We start from the raw sequence: 16,979 nt of genomic DNA on the forward strand, positions 1-16,979 counted from the left end.
AGATTTATGAAAAGACGAAGTTTTATTCAGAAAACCGCACTGGGCAGTGGAGCAATTTCCCTAAGTGGAACCATGGCCTATGCCAACAATAGCAAAATAGAGGCGCCATACAAGTTTAACCTAAAATATGCCCCACATTTGGGGATGTTCAAGGGACTTGCCGGAGAAGATCCTATAGACCAAATCAACTTTATGGCAGATCAGGGATTTACAGCCTTTGAAGACAATGGCATGATGAAACGCGACGTGGCCTTACAGACCAAAATGGGGGAGACTCTTGCCAAACGCAATATGACCATGGGCGTCTTCGTGGTAGACAAGGGTGGTAATATGGCAAATACCCTCGCTGCGGGCAAACAAGAATATCTGGACATATTCTTGGATGGTTGTAAAAAAGCTGTAGAGGTGGCCAAACGTGTCAATGCGAAATGGATGACCGTTGTTCCAGGTGGTTTTGAGCGAAACCTTCCTATCGGTGTTCAGAATGCAAATGTCATTGAAGCCCTGCGTAGAGGGGCGGAAATTTTTGAACCCCATGGATTGGTCATGGTACTTGAACCATTATCGGATTCGCCGGATCTGTACTTGAGGACATCGGAACAGACTTATTTGGTATGTAAAGGCGTAGATAGCCCATCATGCAAAATATTGTACGATATCTATCATATGCAGAAAAATGAAGGACACCTCATCCATAATATGGAACTCACATGGGATGAAATCGCCTATATTCAAATTGGTGACAATCCGGGACGGAAAGAGCCCACCACAGGTGAAATTAATTATAAAAACGTCTTTAAGTGGATTCATGAGAAAGGGTTTGATGGCGTCCTGGGCATGGAACATGGAAATTCCAAGCAAGGTAAAACTGGCGAACAGGCCGTTATCGATGCCTACAAAGAAGTGGATAGTTTTCTATAGCCCCTGCTTGCTATTTTAAGACTACCTCTATAATCGTGTCAACATCGTCTTTTTTGTCCTTTGGGATTTCCAGCAGAAGGCCGTATTTATCCAAACGATGGCCGACCTTGGTCTTATCCTTATAGAACGTTACCGATTGTATTTTTTCTTTGAATGGATTAATGAGTAAGACCTCTTTGTCCCAATCCAAAACATGGATGTATAACGTCTTTCCCTTTTGGGTACTGACACCCCAATCTTCAGGGGCTATGATTCCTTTACGGGTTCCATAAATAGTTTCTCCGTTTTTGGCCATCCATTCACCCATGGTCTTAAGCGATGCCTTATGCTCCGGTTGTATTTCCCCATTGGGCATGGGCCCAACGTTTAACAACAAATTAGCGTCCCTACCGGCCGACTTCACCAACATATGCACCAATTCCTTGGGCGACTTGTGATTATCGTCCAGAAGGTTAAACCCCCAGGAACCATTAATGGTCAGGCACATCTCCAAGGGCAACTGGCTTATAGGCCCTTTATTGAATCCTGCGGTATTCTCACCCGGAAGGTCTTGTTCGAACATCTGAAAATCCTCACCGGGATAAGGGCTCACATGATGATTACTTCCGACCAGAGCCCCAGGTTGAAGTTTATGGATCATTTTATAGGTCTCCACATGTTGCCAATCGGCATCTTTTTTATCCCACATACCATCAAACCATATCCCTCCAATCTCGCCGTAGTTGGTCAACAACTCACTTAATTGGGCGTTCATATAAGCAATGTAATTGTTCCAGTTGCCACTTTCCGGACGGCCTGTATATCCCTGGCCCGTTCTTCCACGGGGGTAATAATCCGGATGGTGCCAATCCAACTGCGAATAGTAAAAGAAGAGCTTTATCCCCTGTTTCCTGCACTCCTCGGCCAGCATTTTGAGTACATCCTTACCATAAGGTGTGGCATCCACAATATTATAATCCGAAATATCGGAATCATACATGGCAAAGCCATCATGATGCTTACTGGTAATGGTAATATATTTCATCCCGGAATCCTTTACCATTTGTACCCATTCGGCGGCATCAAAATTTATAGGATTAAAAAAACTGGGCAGTTTTTCGTACTTGGCTATAGGAATCTTTTTTTGTTCCATAAACCATTCGGCAACACCCGGGTTACCTCCGCCTCCCATTACGCTATATACCCCCCAATGTACAAAAAGACCGAATTTGGCATCTTGAAACCATTGGCGATTTTCTAAGTTTTCCTTGGTGGGTTCATAAACTTCTTGGGCAAAAACCGTATGGGATAAGGTGAGAAAAACGGTTGCAAAAATTAAGTTTTTCATAGTCTCGGATAGAGTTTTAAGGTATATCGGGAGTATCTAATTTTGCCAAGGACGCGCTGATTTGGTCTTGGGTCAATTCATGCTTTATTATTTTTCCTTCGAAATAATCGTCATAGGCTTTCATATCAAAATTACCATGTCCACAAAGATTAAAGAGGATGGTTCTTGAAACACCTTCCTCTTTGCATTTATTGGCCTCGGCAATTACCGTGGCAATGCCATGCGTGGCTTCTGGAGCAGGGATTATTCCTTCAGCCTTTGCGAAAAGTACTCCGGCATCAAAAACCTCCAAATTATCATGGGCGACCGCCTCGATCAGTCTGTCTTTCAACAGTTGGCTTACAATGACCCCGGCACCATGATAACGGAGTCCTCCTGCATGGATAGGTGCCGGTACAAAATCATGTCCCAAGGTATACATGGGCAACAGGGGTGTCATTCCCCCGGTATCGCCAAAGTCATATTTGAACACACCTCGTGTCAATTTTGGACATGAGGTAGGTTCACTGGAAATACAGCGGATGTTTTTCCCCTCTTCAAAATTCAATCGGAGAAAGGGAAAAGCGATTCCTGCAAAATTGGATCCACCACCGAACGGTGCAATTACTATATCCGGCATATCCCCTGCTTTTTCCATTTGCTTTATGGCTTCCTGCCCAATTACGGTCTGGTGGAGCTTAACATGGTTAAGGACACTTCCAAGGGCGTATTTGGTCTGATCATTGCGCATGGCAGCTTCAACGGCCTCCGAAATCGCTATTCCCAAAGAGCCCGGGCTATTTGGGTCTTGGGCCAAAATTTTCTTGCCCGCCTCCGTCAAGTCAGTTGGGGATGCGTAAACTTTAGCCCCCCAAGTGTTCATCATAGATTTGCGGTAAGGCTTATGGTCATAGGAGAGTTTCACCATATACACTTCACAATCGATGTTAAAGTGTTGGCAGGCGAAACTCAATGCGCTGCCCCATTGCCCGGCACCGGTCTCGGTAGTAATCTTTTTAACCCCTTCCTTCTTATTATAATAGGCCTGGGCCACAGCAGTATTGGGTTTATGCGACCCGGAAGGACTTACTCCCTCATATTTGTAATAGATTTTTGCCGGGGTATCCAACGCCTTTTCCAGACCATATGCCCTATACAAAGGGGTTGGCCTCCATAACCCATAAATATTCCGTACCTCATCAGGTATGGAAATCCATTTTTCCATACTCACTTCCTGTTCAATGAGGGCCATCGGGAACAATGGGGCCAACGCTTCCGGACCAATAGGTTCCAAGGTTCCCGGATGTAGGGGAGGCAAAGGCTTGTTGGGCATATCGGCAACGATATTGTACCAGTTTTCCGGAATTTCATTTTCTTCTAGCGTAAATTTGCGTTGCCCCATAGGTCTTTATGTTTAGTCAGAATGACAGTTTTACATTTTCTTTGCTTATGTTTTAAATATAGCGAAAGGTTTTAAGAAAAATCCTTTTCATTGAACTATAATGGGCCTTCTTTAATCCTGACAGCACTCCCTTTATTAATGCATTTGGTCGAAAAAATTTGAGTTTTCGATAAACTGCACAATACCTACGTAAGTTTTGGCTTACATTTACGTTAATTTATTATGTCCCCCTATATCTACCTTCTTGGCGTATATGTGCTTTTGCTCCTGATTTCAAGGGCCTTCTATCTTTTTTATTTAAAGAAAAGGCTGGATTCATAGATTATTTTGTAATCCTGCAAACGTACCCCACCACCCCGATTCTATCCATAGAGACTGTCTGTGCAGTCCTACTATTGCCTTCTTTTAAACACAATTGATCTTTATGTCAATATTAAATGACATTTAACAAATATTTCACTCTGTTTGTAAAATTAATGTAATCTTTTTTCGTTTTTCTTGCGTATATATTAAACAAATCTTTATTGGGGCATGGACAATTATCTTGTTATTTTAATGATTTACCTTGCGGCCTATATGTTTTCCATAGCTTTGAAGCCGTATTTTAAAAAATAGACTGGTTCGATGACCGTTCTTTATTCTCTTTCTTGGGTATCCGTGTGCCTTATATTCCTTTGACTTTCTTTTAGAAGAATTGAAAAAGCCCCGGTATACTACCAAGGCTTTTTAATCAATAAACACTATCACACAATGCTGAATCCCTATCAAAACGATAAGGCATTCCAGCACAAATTATGATCCGCACATAAGGCAATCATCATCTGCCTGGCCTTCCTTGGCCCGTGCAATCATTTCCTTCATCTCTTCGGCCGTCATGGGCTGAATATCCGGTTCTTGTTGCTGAACTACAGGAGTGGGCTTAACCTCAATGGCCTTGGCCTCTTCAGGGGCAGGGGGCATGGCTGCCGCAACCTCGGCTTCGGCGGCTACGCTCACAGGTATTTCCTTTTTCTTGGTGTTGTCCAAAGTAAATTTGATGGCATCCACGGCCGCCTTGGTTCTCAAATAGTACATCCCTGTTTTTAAACCGCTTTTCCAAGCATAAAAATGCATAGAGGTCAATTTGGAATAGTTGGCATTTTCCATAAACAAATTCAACGATTGGCTCTGGTCAATGAAATACCCACGCTGACGGCTCATATCAATAATATCTTTCATACTGAGCTCCCAAACCGTTTTATACAATTCCTTAATACTATCGGGAATTATATCAATGTGCTGAATGGAGCCATTGGCGCGCATCAACTCCTGTTTTAGGTTTTCATTCCAAATTCCGAGTTTTACCAAATCTTCCAAGAGATGCTTATTCACTACGATAAACTCCCCGGACAATACCCTTCTGGTATAAATGTTGGAGGTGTAGGGCTCAAAACACTCGTTGTTCCCCAGTATTTGGGATGTAGACGCGGTAGGCATGGGAGCGACCAATAGCGAGTTGCGCACACCATTTTTTATGACCTGCTTGCGCAATTTTTCCCAGTCCCAACGGCCCGAAAGTTCTTCGTCCTTGATACCCCAAAGATTATGTTGAAATTTCCCTTCTGAAATTGGTGAGCCCTTAAAGGAAGAGTAGGCTCCCTCTACTTTGGCCTCCTCCATAGAAGCGGTAACCGCGGCATAGTACAAGGTTTCAAAAATCTCTTGGTTCAATTCCTTGGCCTCATCACTGGTAAAGGGCAAACGCAACATAATAAAGGTATCTGCCAGTCCTTGGACTCCCAAACCTATTGGCCTATGGCGCATATTGGAATTTTCCGCTTCCTTTACGGGGTAGTAATTCCTATCAATGACCCTATTAAGGTTCTTGGTCACCCGTTTTGTAACCTTGAACAATTCCTTGTGATCAAATTTGCCCCCTTTAACAAACATGGGAAGAGCTATAGAGGCCAAGTTACAAACCGCTACTTCATCGGGGGAGGTATATTCCAATATCTCGGTACAAAGATTGGAAGATCGGATAGTACCCAAGTTCTTCTGATTGCTTTTACGATTGGCCGCATCCTTATAAAGCATATAGGGCGTTCCCGTCTCAATCTGGGATTCCAATATTTTTTCCCATAAATCCCTGGCCTTTACCGTTTTGCGACCCTTATCCTCTGCCTCATATTTCAAGTATAGTTTTTCAAATTCCTCACTGTGATTTGAAAACAATCCTGGACATTCATTGGGGCACATTAAGGTCCAATCTTCATTGGCCTCCACGCGCTTCATAAACAAATCGGGAATCCACATGGCGTAGAACAGATCACGGGCACGCATTTCTTCCTTTCCGTGGTTCTTCTTCAATTCCAAAAAGTCAAAAATATCCGCATGCCAAGGCTCTACATAAATGGCAAAACTTCCTTTTCGCTTCCCGCCTCCTTGATCAACGTAGCGGGCCGTGTCATTAAATACCCTTAGCATAGGGACAATACCATTGGAAGTGCCATTGGTACCGGCTATATATGATCCCGTAGCCCGAACATTGTGAATGGAAAGTCCGATTCCCCCCGCAGATTGGGAGATTTTCGCGGTCTGCTTCAAGGTGTCGTAAATACCATCGATACTGTCGTCCTTCATGGCCAATAGGAAGCAGGAGGACATCTGCGGCTTGGGCGTTCCGGAGTTGAAGAGGGTAGGTGTTGCATGGGTGAAATATTTTTTTGACATCAGCTCATAGGTTTCTATGGCAGAGTCCAAATCATTTAAGTGGATTCCAACCGCAACGCGCATCAACATATGCTGGGGTCGTTCGGCTATCTTCCCGTTCAGCTTAAGGAGATAGGATCGCTCCAAGGTCTTGAAGCCGAAGTAATCGTATCCAAAATCACGATTGTATATGATAGTCGAATCCAGTTTTTCCGAATTTTCGGAAATTACCTTATAGACCTCATCGGAAAGAAGCGGGGCTTTTTTACCCGTTCTGGGATTTATATACTCGTACAAATCCTTCATGGTCTCGGAAAAGGATTTTTTGGTATTCTTATGTAAATTGGAAACGGAAATACGAGCGGCTAATTTTGCATAATCCGGATGCGTAGTGGTCATGGTAGCGGCCTGTTCGGCGGCCAAATTGTCCAACTCCGAAGTGGTAACACCATCATAAAGTCCCTCTATTACCCGCATAGCAACTTTTATGGGGTCTACCAGTTCGTTGAGGCCATAACATAGTTTTCTGACCCTTGCCGTGATCTTATCGAACATCATCGGCTCTTTTCTTCCGTCCCTTTTTATTACATACATTTTCTTAACGTTGTTTTAGTGATGTGTTGGTAAATTGTGTGTTGCGTTTCCTTAGGTCCCGCTCTATAACTTATCCGAGCCTGTCTAGAAATCCGGATAATTCAATACTTAGAAATCGGCGTCAAAACTGATTTTTTGAGCATCCTCATCCTTCTCTTTGTTGAGGACACCGGCTTTTTGGTACTCGGAGACCCTTTTTTCAAAGAAATTGGTTTTCCCCTGTAGTGAAATCATATCCATAAAATCAAATGGATTGGTAGAATTATATACTTTTTCACATTGAAGTTCAACCAATAGCCTGTCCGTTACAAATTCTAAATATTGGGTCATCAGTTTTGCGTTCATCCCAATGAGGCTTACAGGTAGGGATTCCGTAATAAACTCGCGCTCTATATCCAAGGCATTTGTCAGAATCTGTGTAATCCTTTCCTTGGGCACCTTGTTGACCAAGTGGTGGTTGTGCAAATGAACGGCGTAATCGCAATGCATGCCTTCATCACGGGAAATCAATTCGTTGGAAAAAGTCAACCCTGGCATCAACCCCCTTTTCTTCAACCAAAAAATAGAACAAAAAGCCCCGGAAAAGAAAATCCCCTCCACAGCGGCAAAGGCGATCAATCGCTCGGCAAAGCTTGGGGAATCAATCCATCTAAGCGCCCAATCCGCCTTTTTCTTGATGGCCGGAAAGTTCTCAATAGCCTGAAAAAGGATGTTTTTTTCCTTTTCGTCCTTTACATAGGTGTCAATCAACAGGGAGTAGGTTTCGGAATGGATGTTCTCCATCATGATCTGGAATCCGTAAAAGAACTTGGCCTCCGAATATTGGACTTCGTTCACAAAATTCTCGGCCAAATTTTCATTTACAATCCCATCGGATGCGGCAAAAAAGGCCAAGATATGTTTTATAAAGTAACGTTCGTCGTCACTTAATTTATCGTTCCAGTCAGATAAATCCTGATGTAAATCAATCTCCTCGGCGGTCCAAAAACAGGCCTCACATTTTTTGTACCATTCCCACAAATCGTGATGTTCAATGGGGAATATTACAAATCTATCCTTATTTTCCTGCAAAATAGGCTCCACGGTTGTTGACATAATCTATTGAGTTTTTAAAGTTAAATTGAGATAAAATTACCTTACGGCGGGGGGTAACAAAGATTTAAAAATGTTATGAAATTGTAAAGGCTGTTTTATCAAAACCGGCTCAAAGTTTTTAACACAGGTTGTTGAAATCCACCCTCACAAGTGATGAACATTGCAGTTATCAGAAATTAAAAAATCCCTATTTTATTTTAGCGGGATCAAACAAAATAAATAGACCGGAAAGTATGAAAAAACATACTTTCCGGTCTATTTATTAGAATGTTAGTAATGATATCAAAGGAAGGCGGTAAGGAGAAGAAACCTGTAACTTCCTTATTGATTCACAAAGCGGGAAAATAAGCCTGTGGCCAAAAATCATTTGATAATACCGCCAAACCGTACGGCCCTCTAATGCATCATGAACTGATGCTCATCGCGAAGGATGCTGATTCAGGTAGTTCCCCCGAAACCTATAATCGAGCAAAAACCAACAAGTTGGTCGGTATCCATTGTGCGACGATTCATTAGATTGGCTGTTCAAGAACAGCTACATGTATGTTTCCAACATGTTTCCAAAGGCCGTACATCCTGGAATGGCAGTGTTATCAAATATTTTATATTTTTTTTTATTACCAATTTTATCGTTTGTCTTAGAGAACTATTATTGGCCCATAGCACCCCTCAAATTACACTAAATCTATCTTATAAACTAAAAATTTGCACATATAATGAATTCAATTGGGGTAAGAGGGGGCTAAAAAATAAAAACAACTTGAAATTGAATATAGGCCAAGACAATATTGAATTATGGCAAAAATAAGAAATTTCAGCTCAACAGTACTTATGTTAATAAATTTGATAGTCAATCATTTGACTTATTTTTTATAATCGCTTTGCCATGAAGTTCCCTGATATAGTGATTTCCCTGCCTTCAGGGTCATACATGGCAATATCCAAAAAGCCTTGTAAAAAACTATCATGTAAACCGGAAATGGTTATTGTACCTTGTTTTGTAAAAAAGGGAAGCTCCCCTAGGGCCTGGAAGTTTGCATGTCCAAAAATTCCATCAAAACTATCCATAAATCCTTCTATATCCCGGGCTACCGTATATCTTCCAACGTCTATTCCATTGGGGCTGTCCTGTTTGGAAATCAAAAATTCCATGGTATGCTGATAGGCTTCCCCATCATTTTCCAATTTAAGTACCAAAGTTGAGAAGGGGATTCCACTATTGGTCTCTTTAACAGAAGTTTCAAATACAATCTTGCCTTTTAAAACCGTATTCTCAACCCCCCTAGAGTTCAGGGTGTACTTCCCATCCAATACTTTTGGATTTCCAAGGGACACATCTACCCTATAATTGGAAATCAGAAATAAGGGCAATAATGCCAGTAAACCTACTTTAGTTGTTTTTATAAAGAATTGAGACATGGTTACCGATGAATTATTCCAGAGGTTCACCGGAGGGTTCCTCATAGGCAGTTCTTGTGCCTTGGTCGTTCTGGCTTAAAATTGCGTTGTTCAAGGAAACTTCCTTGTCGGTCAAACTGTAGCTCAATATTTTCTCATCCTTTCTCTCCGACATTGTAGCGATAATAATGGTAAGCACCAAAAGGATGAACATCAACATACACTTTTTCATAATTCTGTTTTTGGTTCTATTGTTCGATTTTTACATCTAGTGGGGAGAACTTAAACAAATCTGAATTTTGATAAATCTAAAGTATAACATGGTGCCGCTTTCAAAAAACTATTCTGTATGAACGGTAAAATTTCCTGTATGAATGGTAATCTTGGCAGTTTTACATCTCAAAACCGGCCATTTAAAGGAATATTCCAAATACCTAAAAATCTGCCATTCTTATCCCTTTTTGGGCCAGCTATACTTAAATTACTCCCATCAACACATCTTTTTACCAAAAATTGACCTATAGTTTTATATTTGATTTAATTACCTTTAGATGTTATGTTGGAAGCCGTAATAGTGGATGATGAAGCCAAAGCTCTCCAAAGTCTTTCCTGGGAGCTTACCAATTTTAGTGATGAGATTAAAGTTTTGGCTTCCTTTACCGATCCGTCGGAAGCTTTGGCGTATCTGGGGAAAAACACCCCGGATTGCCTTTTTTTGGATATAGAAATGCCAACTATGGACGGATTTCAGTTTATCCAGAAACTCGGGAACAGAAGTTTCCCGGTGGTCATCACTACGGCCTATAACCAGTATGCCATAAAAGCCTTAAAGAACGAAGCTATAGACTATTTATTAAAACCTATAGATACGGACGATCTTAAGGATACCATTGTCAAAATCAAAAAATATAACGCTAGGAGCTTCACCGCGGAAAAGTTGGAAAATATATTGCTCAATTTCAATGCCAATCCGATCCATAAAAAGATTACCTTCAATACAGATGGAAAGTTGTTGTTTCTGGAAAGTGAGGAAATACTATATGCGGAATCCGATGGCAATTATAGCACCATTTTTCTGGTCGATGGACAAAAAATAGTCTTGACCAAAAAACTTAAGGAGGTAAACGAACTGCTCCCGGAGGATTCTTTTTTTCGGATACACAATTCCTACATCATCAATCTAAACAAAATAAAGGAGTTCTTAAAAACGGATGGTTATGTTGTATTAAAATCCAATCATAAAATTCCTGTTTCAAGACAAAAGAAATCCGATTTTTTGGACAAATTATAGGTCACTATATGCGGTCCGGAATCAAACAATTGGTGCCCTTCGGTAATTTTTTGGTTTTTGCCAAACAAAAAACGTGTTGGTTGCTATTATTGTTTTTTGTTTCCTACGGCAGTGTTTCACAGTTCGTCCCCGCCAGCTTTAAGAAAACGGTTGACAGTATAATAAGCTCAGATCCAAGTTATACCCAAATATATTCACTTCTAAGACCTTATCGAAACGATACCGTCTTAATGCGGTATCTATCAAATTCCGCGGCCCAAAGCGAATATACTAAAGGACAGATCTACGCCCTAAATCAGCTGGGGAGAAGATTTCGGAATCTATCGCAATATACCAAGTCGATTGCACTTCACCAGAATGCCCTGGATTTGGCCACCGAATCCGATAATTTGGAGTTCAGGGTATCCAGTCTAAATATGTTGGGGGTTGCTTATAGAAGAACTTCTTCCATACGAACGGCAATGGATCACAACCAAAGGGCCTTGGAATTGGCGGAAACCGTTGAGAATCCTTCTTTGGGGTTAAAACGGAACATTAATGTGTCCCTGAACTCTATTGGCAATTTATATCAGCTTTTAAAACAATATGATCAGGCCATAGAACATTTTGAGAGGACCCTAACCCTGGAAGCTGAGCTGGGCAATACCTTGGGGCTTGCCATTAACTACCAAAACATCGGGGAATGCCTGGAAGAGCAAGGCCAGTTGGACAAAGCTTTGGAGAACTATCGCACTTCACTCTCCTATAATGAGGAATTGGATAATGATATGGGGCGCGTTATCTGCAAGAACAGTATCGCCCAGATATATATTAAACAGGACAAATCAAAAGAAGCCATAGAAATCCTTGAGCCTACCTTGGTCATTGCGGAACGATTGGGCGATGGTTTTCTTTTATCCCCTGCCCGAATAACTTTTGGATGGGCGCAATTATTAACAGGAGATTTTAATGAAGCAAAGGAGAGTATGCTCCTGGGGCTACAAATTGCGGAGAAATATAATTTAAGGAGGGAGTCTGCCCAGGCCAGTCATCTTTTATCCGAATTATTCCAGCAGACACGGGATTACAGACAGGCGCTGAACTACAAGCTAAAAGCTGAAAACCTGGATAAGGAAATTCTGAACGAAAGTACCGTCCGTTATGTAAACGATATTATTTTCAGGTATGACTCGGAAAAGAAGGGCAACCAAATCGAAGTCCTGGCCAAGGAAAACGAAATTGTCCGGTTAAAGCTTCGAAAGAATAACCAAACCCTTCTGGCCAGTGGGATAGCCTTGGCCCTGTTGGCCGGGATTTTCTATATTCTTTATCGGCAATATCAACTCAAGAACGAAAAAAAGTTACTTACCCTGGAGCAGAGTATGTTACGCAGTCAGATGAATCCCCATTTTTTGTTCAATTCCCTTAACTCCATTAAACTGTATATTATTAATAACGAACAAAAAAATGCGGTCCATTATTTGAACAAGTTCTCCAAATTGATACGTAAAATTCTGGAAGCATCATCCTTAAAGGAAATACCCTTGGCCGAGGAACTGGAAACAGTAGAGCTCTACATGAACATAGAGAATATCCGTTTTTCCAATGAAATCGATTTTAAAATTATCGTAGACGGGGATATCGATGTGCATCAGGTAAAGATTCCATCGCTTATACTGCAACCCTTTTTGGAAAATGCCCTGTGGCATGGACTGTCCTCCAAAGAAGGGGAAAAAAAGATTGGTCTTCATATAAGTAAAGGGAAGGATGGTTTTGTACATATAGCCGTTATGGACAATGGTGTGGGAAGGGATGCCGCCGAAAAAATAAAGGAAGGCAAGGTACTAAAACGTAAATCCGTGGGTATCGATATCACCAAGGAAAGGCTTGCCAATTTCTCCCGTGACTATCAAAATTCGTTTGAGGTGGAAATAATTGATCTTTTTGACGAAAACGGAAAATCCTCGGGCACCAAGGTGATATTACATATACCTACCGTTTAAGATATTCCTTGGCGATTACCTCTAGCTCTGAATACCATTCCTTACCAAATTTTCGTACCAATGCCTCTTTTACAAACTTATAAATAGGGGTTTTGAGTTCTTCACCTAGGGTACAGGCGGGATCACAAATTTGCCACTTATGGTAGTTGACAGCAGTCAATTCCGTATACTCCTTGATACGGACGGGATACAAATGACAGGAAACCGGCTTTCTCCATTGGGTGGCTCCCTGATTATAGGCCTCTTCAAGACCACACTTGGCAATCCCTTTTTCCGAAAATACGACATAGGCACATTCATTGTTGTTCACCAAAGGTGTTTCCCACTCACCATCCTCTCCTTTTACAAATGCCCCTTGCTCTTCAATCGCGGCAATCCCCTCCTCGCGCAAAAAAGGCTTGACCTGTTTGTAGATGTCGACCAAAATTTCGGTTTCCCTCTCCTCCAAGGGTGCACCGGCCTCTCCATCCACGCAACACGCCCCTTTACATGCCGTAAGGTTACAAACAAAATCATTCTCCAGTATTTCCTCGGAAACAATGGTTTTTCCCAGTTGAAACATGACCGGTCTTTTAAAGGTCTCAAAGATAGGTTTTCCTTAATACTTCCCGTACAATTATTTTTCGAAACGGTCATCCAAAAACTGCCGATTCAACGTACATTTGGCACAAATTTATCAGCCATGTCATTGCACTTTAATGTAAGGGAAATTGCCTCGGCCACTATGATACTTTTTGCCGTAATCGATATTGTGGGCAGCATTCCCATTATCATAAGCCTTCGGAACAAAGTGGGACATATACAGTCCGGGAAGGCTTCCATAGTAGCCGCATGCCTTATGGTGGCATTTCTTTTTGTTGGGGAGGAAATTCTTAATCTCATAGGAATCGATATAAATTCCTTTGCGGTAGCCGGTGCTTTTATCCTATTCTTTTTGGCCATAGAGATGATTTTGGGAATTACCCTGTACAGGGACGACGAACCCAAAAGCGCTTCCATTGTACCTATAGCCTTTCCCCTTATTGCCGGGGCCGGAACCATGACCTCCATCCTTTCCATACGCGCGGAGTTTTATGTGGAGAATATTATTGTCGCCATTATTTTAAATACGATCTTTGTCTATCTTGTATTAAAATCCTCAAAAAAAATCGAAAGGGTTTTGGGAAAAGGCGGCCTAAGTATTATCAGAAAGGTATTCGGCGTAATTATCTTGGCCATAGCCGTAAAATTGTTCGCCTCAAATGTCAATCAATTGTTGGCTCCCTAATTTGTACTGACCATGAACAGAACTTTGATTATAATTTTAATTATTCTGGCATTAGGTTTAATTGCCTATAACGTTACCTTGGTAGATTTTGGAAACCCCTTTCAGGGAGATAGTATTATTGCACTGATAGGTATTTTGGCATCTTTATGCGCCATAGTGCTGCTGCTGATTTATATGACCTCAAAAAAAATCCAAAAGAAGCTCAATGAGAAGGATTAGTTCCGTGCTTCTATCTTTTCGGCCTCGCCCTGCCGTATGGTAGGTCTGTCCAGCTCCAATACTTCTTGTAACATAGCATCGGCATCGGCCTTGATTTTGGCGTGTATGTTCGGCCCGAACAACTGTTCTGCCAATCCGGCTTTGAGGTAGAGCTTAATACGGTCTTCAAAGTCATAAAAATTCATCTTCAGGTTTCGGGAGATGGAATAGTCCACGAACTGCTCGAACAAAATATCATCGACCCTAAAATCGTTTACAAATCTTTCTTCCGTCCAATCCGCATAACGTTGTCTATCTTCATCCAGGTGCTCGAAGATAAAAAAGGATAGAAAGCCAAGGCTATCCATACTCTCAACCGCTTCCTCTTCATTTGTTCCTATAGGTACAAAGACGTCCGGGATGATACCCCCGCCGCCATAGACCACTTTACCATTTGGGGTCGTAAATCTTAGGGAGTCCGCCACCTTTATGCTATCCACGGAAACCAGTTCCCCATTATGATAACGTTCGGTAAATTTTTTGTAGTAATCCTTGGTACCGTTCTTATAGGTCTTTTGTATGCTTCGGCCAGTGGGGGTGTAATACCGGGACACCGTTAATCGCACCGCCGAGCCATCTCCCAGTTCCATTTCTCGTTGGACCAAGCCCTTACCAAAGGAACGACGGCCCACAATGGTCCCAATATCGTTGTCCTGAAGTGCTCCTGCAATGATTTCGCTGGCCGATGCCGATCTTTCGTTAATCAATACAAAAACCGGTTTGTCCTCAAAACTCCCGTTGTCCGTGGCATAAATCCTATCTATTTTCCCCTTTTTGTTCTTGGTAAAGAGAATTAATTTGCCATCTTCCAAAAACTCGTCCGCCATTTGTTCGGCTATGCCTAAATAACCCCCAGGGTTGTCCCTTAAATCCAACGTCAATTTCTTTGCCCCCTGTAGGCTTAAATCCCCAAGTGCGGCCTTAAACTCCTTGAACGTGGACTCCGCAAAACGGTTTATTTTTATATATCCCATGTCCGGAGTCAGCATATAATAGGCCTGTACACTTTTTATGGGTACAATGTCCCGCTTTACATTTACGGTAAACATCCGCTCCTCCGCCTTACGATAGACTTTTAACTGTACACTTGTCCCCTTCTCGCCCCTTAGTTTTTCCACAATCCGATCACTAGGTAGGTTTCTCCCATAAAGCGTATCGTCATCGGCCATTAAGATTCGATCTCCGGCCTTGATCCCCTTTAAAAAACTAGGTCCCTTCTCTATGGTACGTATCACGGAAATCGTATCCCTGTAGGAATAAAAATTTACCCCGATACCCACAAAATCCCCCTTCATGTTCTCGGATACCTTGCTCATCTCTTGTTTGGGAATATAGACGGAATGCGGATCTAGTTTTTCCAGGATATTGTTGACCGTTACATCCACGATACTATCCGTATTGATTTCGTCCACATATTCGTAATCGATATAATCGATAAGTCGGTTTAACTTATCCTTTTTCGAATTTGTGGTAAAAAGCTTTTCCGGGGTATCGTTAAAATGAAGCTTGCCCCCAACAAAAATGCCCAACGCCAATGCTGCGGCGATAATGGTGGGCCAGATGTAACTATATTTTCTGCTCATTTAACGTCTTTAGTTTAAGTCACCGTTTCGATCGCGGCCATATGGACCAATTCTACTCCTGCCCTTTTTAAGAACTCCAATCCGGAGTTATCCTTATATGCCGTCTGATAGACCACACGTTTTATGCCAGACTGATGAATCAGTTTACTACATTCCTTACAGGGGGAAAGGGTGATGTACAAAGTAGCTCCTTCGCAGGACTGTGTGGACGAGGCCACCTTGCTTATGGCATTGGCTTCCGCATGAAGAACATACCATTTGGTATAGCCCTCATCGTCCTCGCAGATATTCTCAAAACCCGTGGGCGTTCCGTTATAACCGTCGGAAATAATCATCCTATCCTTTACAATAATCGCCCCGACCTGCCTGCGCTTACAGTAGGAAAGCTTGCCCCATTCCTGGGCCATTCGCAAATAGGCCTTGTCGTATTTCTCTTGCTTGCTCTCCTTCATACATACTGAAAGGCACTAAGATACCTGCTTTGCGAAAGCCCTACAACCTTAATTGGGTTAATTTTAAGTGAAAATCTACATTGGAAACGTATTGACCAACATGGGTATTGTAATGCAGATAATTAAAATAGAGACAATTCCTATAAATAGGGGCTGACCCATTTTTAAAATTGATTGGAACAAATAGGCCAAAGCCAATACGGAAAGTACGATCAATACTTGGGCTATTTCTATTCCAGTGGCGAATCCCAACAAGGGTGATAATTTTTCCTCCTCGGCGGCAACCAACATTTTAAAATAGTTGCTAAAACCGAACCCATGAATCAGCCCAAAAAAAGCGGTGGCCAGAAAGTGAAGCCACATACTACTATTCCCTTTTGAGGTCCATACGTATACGAGGTTAAAAAGAGCGGTAAGCAAAATGGTCACCGGAATAAGAAACTCTATCCAAGCCACATTGACCACTACGATTTCATACGCGGAAAGGGACAGGGACAAGCAATGGGTAATGGTAAAAATCGTGGCCAAGAGCACTACTTTTTTCCAACTTTTGAACGTGAACGGAATTGCCAAGGCGCATAAAAAAAGAATATGGTCATAGGCGGAGAAGTCCAATACGTGATCCAGCCCAAGTTTTATATAGAACCAAAAATCTTGCATAGTTTAGGGTTTAGGGTAAAAGTACCGAATTGTGATTAGGGGTGGATATTTTTTTGAATTCAAATTTACCCTCGTTTAATTC

Annotated in this window: 15 protein-coding genes; 5 read left to right on the plus strand and 10 right to left on the minus strand. The window is 41.9% G+C overall.

The window, feature by feature from the left end:
• Positions 1–6: 6 nt before the first annotated feature.
• On the plus strand, positions 7–921 hold the full coding sequence (locus ACO06Y_RS04105; protein WP_422082561.1) for a hydroxypyruvate isomerase family protein: 915 nt from the start codon (positions 7–9) through the stop codon (positions 919–921).
• Positions 922–931: 10 nt separating this feature from the next.
• Here ACO06Y_RS04105 and ACO06Y_RS04110 read toward each other — a convergent pair whose 3' ends face one another.
• The 6 genes from ACO06Y_RS04110 to ACO06Y_RS04135 all read right to left on the minus strand — a co-directional run bounded on the left by ACO06Y_RS04110 (position 932) and on the right by ACO06Y_RS04135 (position 9,636).
• On the minus strand, positions 932–2,248 hold the full coding sequence (locus ACO06Y_RS04110; protein ID WP_422082562.1) for an alpha-L-fucosidase: 1,317 nt from the start codon (positions 2,246–2,248) through the stop codon (positions 932–934).
• Between the two features lie 16 nt (positions 2,249–2,264).
• A complete protein-coding gene (locus ACO06Y_RS04115) occupies positions 2,265–3,629 on the minus strand; it encodes a TrpB-like pyridoxal phosphate-dependent enzyme (RefSeq protein ID WP_422082563.1) in 1,365 nt (454 codons plus the stop codon).
• 792 nt (positions 3,630–4,421) lie between these two features.
• Positions 4,422–6,911 carry a ribonucleoside-diphosphate reductase subunit alpha gene (locus ACO06Y_RS04120; RefSeq protein ID WP_422082564.1) on the minus strand — a complete coding sequence of 830 codons (2,490 nt, stop codon included), beginning with the start codon at positions 6,909–6,911 and terminating at the stop codon, positions 4,422–4,424.
• A 108-nt stretch (positions 6,912–7,019) separates the two neighbouring features.
• Positions 7,020–8,006, minus strand: coding sequence for a ribonucleotide-diphosphate reductase subunit beta (locus ACO06Y_RS04125; protein ID WP_422082565.1), 987 nt, complete (start codon positions 8,004–8,006; stop codon positions 7,020–7,022).
• An 870-nt stretch (positions 8,007–8,876) separates the two neighbouring features.
• A complete protein-coding gene (locus ACO06Y_RS04130; RefSeq protein ID WP_422082566.1) occupies positions 8,877–9,425 on the minus strand; it encodes a hypothetical protein in 549 nt (182 codons plus the stop codon).
• Between the two features lie 13 nt (positions 9,426–9,438).
• Positions 9,439–9,636 (minus strand): hypothetical protein, encoded by a 198-nt coding sequence (locus ACO06Y_RS04135; protein WP_422082567.1) that lies wholly within the window; start codon positions 9,634–9,636, stop codon positions 9,439–9,441.
• A 324-nt stretch (positions 9,637–9,960) separates the two neighbouring features.
• Here ACO06Y_RS04135 and ACO06Y_RS04140 point away from each other — a divergent pair, with 324 nt between their 5' ends.
• The gene (locus ACO06Y_RS04140) at positions 9,961–10,695 is read left to right on the plus strand and encodes a LytR/AlgR family response regulator transcription factor (protein WP_422082568.1); all 735 of its coding nucleotides are present in this window, start codon (positions 9,961–9,963) and stop codon (positions 10,693–10,695) included.
• 230 nt (positions 10,696–10,925) lie between these two features.
• A complete protein-coding gene (locus ACO06Y_RS04145) occupies positions 10,926–12,677 on the plus strand; it encodes a tetratricopeptide repeat-containing sensor histidine kinase (protein ID WP_422082569.1) in 1,752 nt (583 codons plus the stop codon).
• Here the strand turns inward: ACO06Y_RS04145 and ACO06Y_RS04150 are convergent.
• Positions 12,667–13,239 carry a DUF3109 family protein gene (locus ACO06Y_RS04150; RefSeq protein WP_422082570.1) on the minus strand — a complete coding sequence of 191 codons (573 nt, stop codon included), beginning with the start codon at positions 13,237–13,239 and terminating at the stop codon, positions 12,667–12,669. The genes ACO06Y_RS04145 and ACO06Y_RS04150 overlap by 11 nt on opposite strands.
• Before the next feature lie 120 nt (positions 13,240–13,359).
• Between ACO06Y_RS04150 and ACO06Y_RS04155 the strand changes: the two genes are divergently transcribed.
• Together ACO06Y_RS04155 and ACO06Y_RS04160 are read left to right on the plus strand one after the other, a co-directional pair.
• Positions 13,360–13,944 (plus strand): MarC family protein, encoded by a 585-nt coding sequence (locus ACO06Y_RS04155; RefSeq protein ID WP_422082571.1) that lies wholly within the window; start codon positions 13,360–13,362, stop codon positions 13,942–13,944.
• Positions 13,945–13,956: 12 nt separating this feature from the next.
• Complete coding sequence (locus tag ACO06Y_RS04160; RefSeq protein ID WP_422082572.1) at positions 13,957–14,163, plus strand: hypothetical protein; 207 nt, start codon at positions 13,957–13,959, stop codon at positions 14,161–14,163.
• Here the strand turns inward: ACO06Y_RS04160 and ACO06Y_RS04165 are convergent.
• The 3 genes from ACO06Y_RS04165 to ACO06Y_RS04175 form a co-directional block, all read right to left on the minus strand.
• Positions 14,160–15,785: a S41 family peptidase gene (locus tag ACO06Y_RS04165; RefSeq protein ID WP_422082573.1), complete on the minus strand. Its 1,626-nt coding sequence runs from the start codon at positions 15,783–15,785 to the stop codon at positions 14,160–14,162. The two genes, ACO06Y_RS04160 and ACO06Y_RS04165, sit on opposite strands and share 4 nt — an antisense overlap.
• Positions 15,786–15,799: 14 nt before the next feature.
• Entirely contained in the window at positions 15,800–16,237 is a 438-nt protein-coding gene (locus ACO06Y_RS04170) for a deoxycytidylate deaminase (protein WP_422082574.1), read from the minus strand.
• Between the two features lie 75 nt (positions 16,238–16,312).
• Positions 16,313–16,897 (minus strand): HupE/UreJ family protein, encoded by a 585-nt coding sequence (locus ACO06Y_RS04175; RefSeq protein WP_422082575.1) that lies wholly within the window; start codon positions 16,895–16,897, stop codon positions 16,313–16,315.
• Between the last annotated feature and the right edge of the window lie 82 nt (positions 16,898–16,979).

Source organism: Ulvibacterium sp., from assembly GCF_965228935.1.
In the GTDB taxonomy this organism is placed as follows: Bacteria; Bacteroidota; Bacteroidia; order Flavobacteriales; family Flavobacteriaceae; genus Ulvibacterium.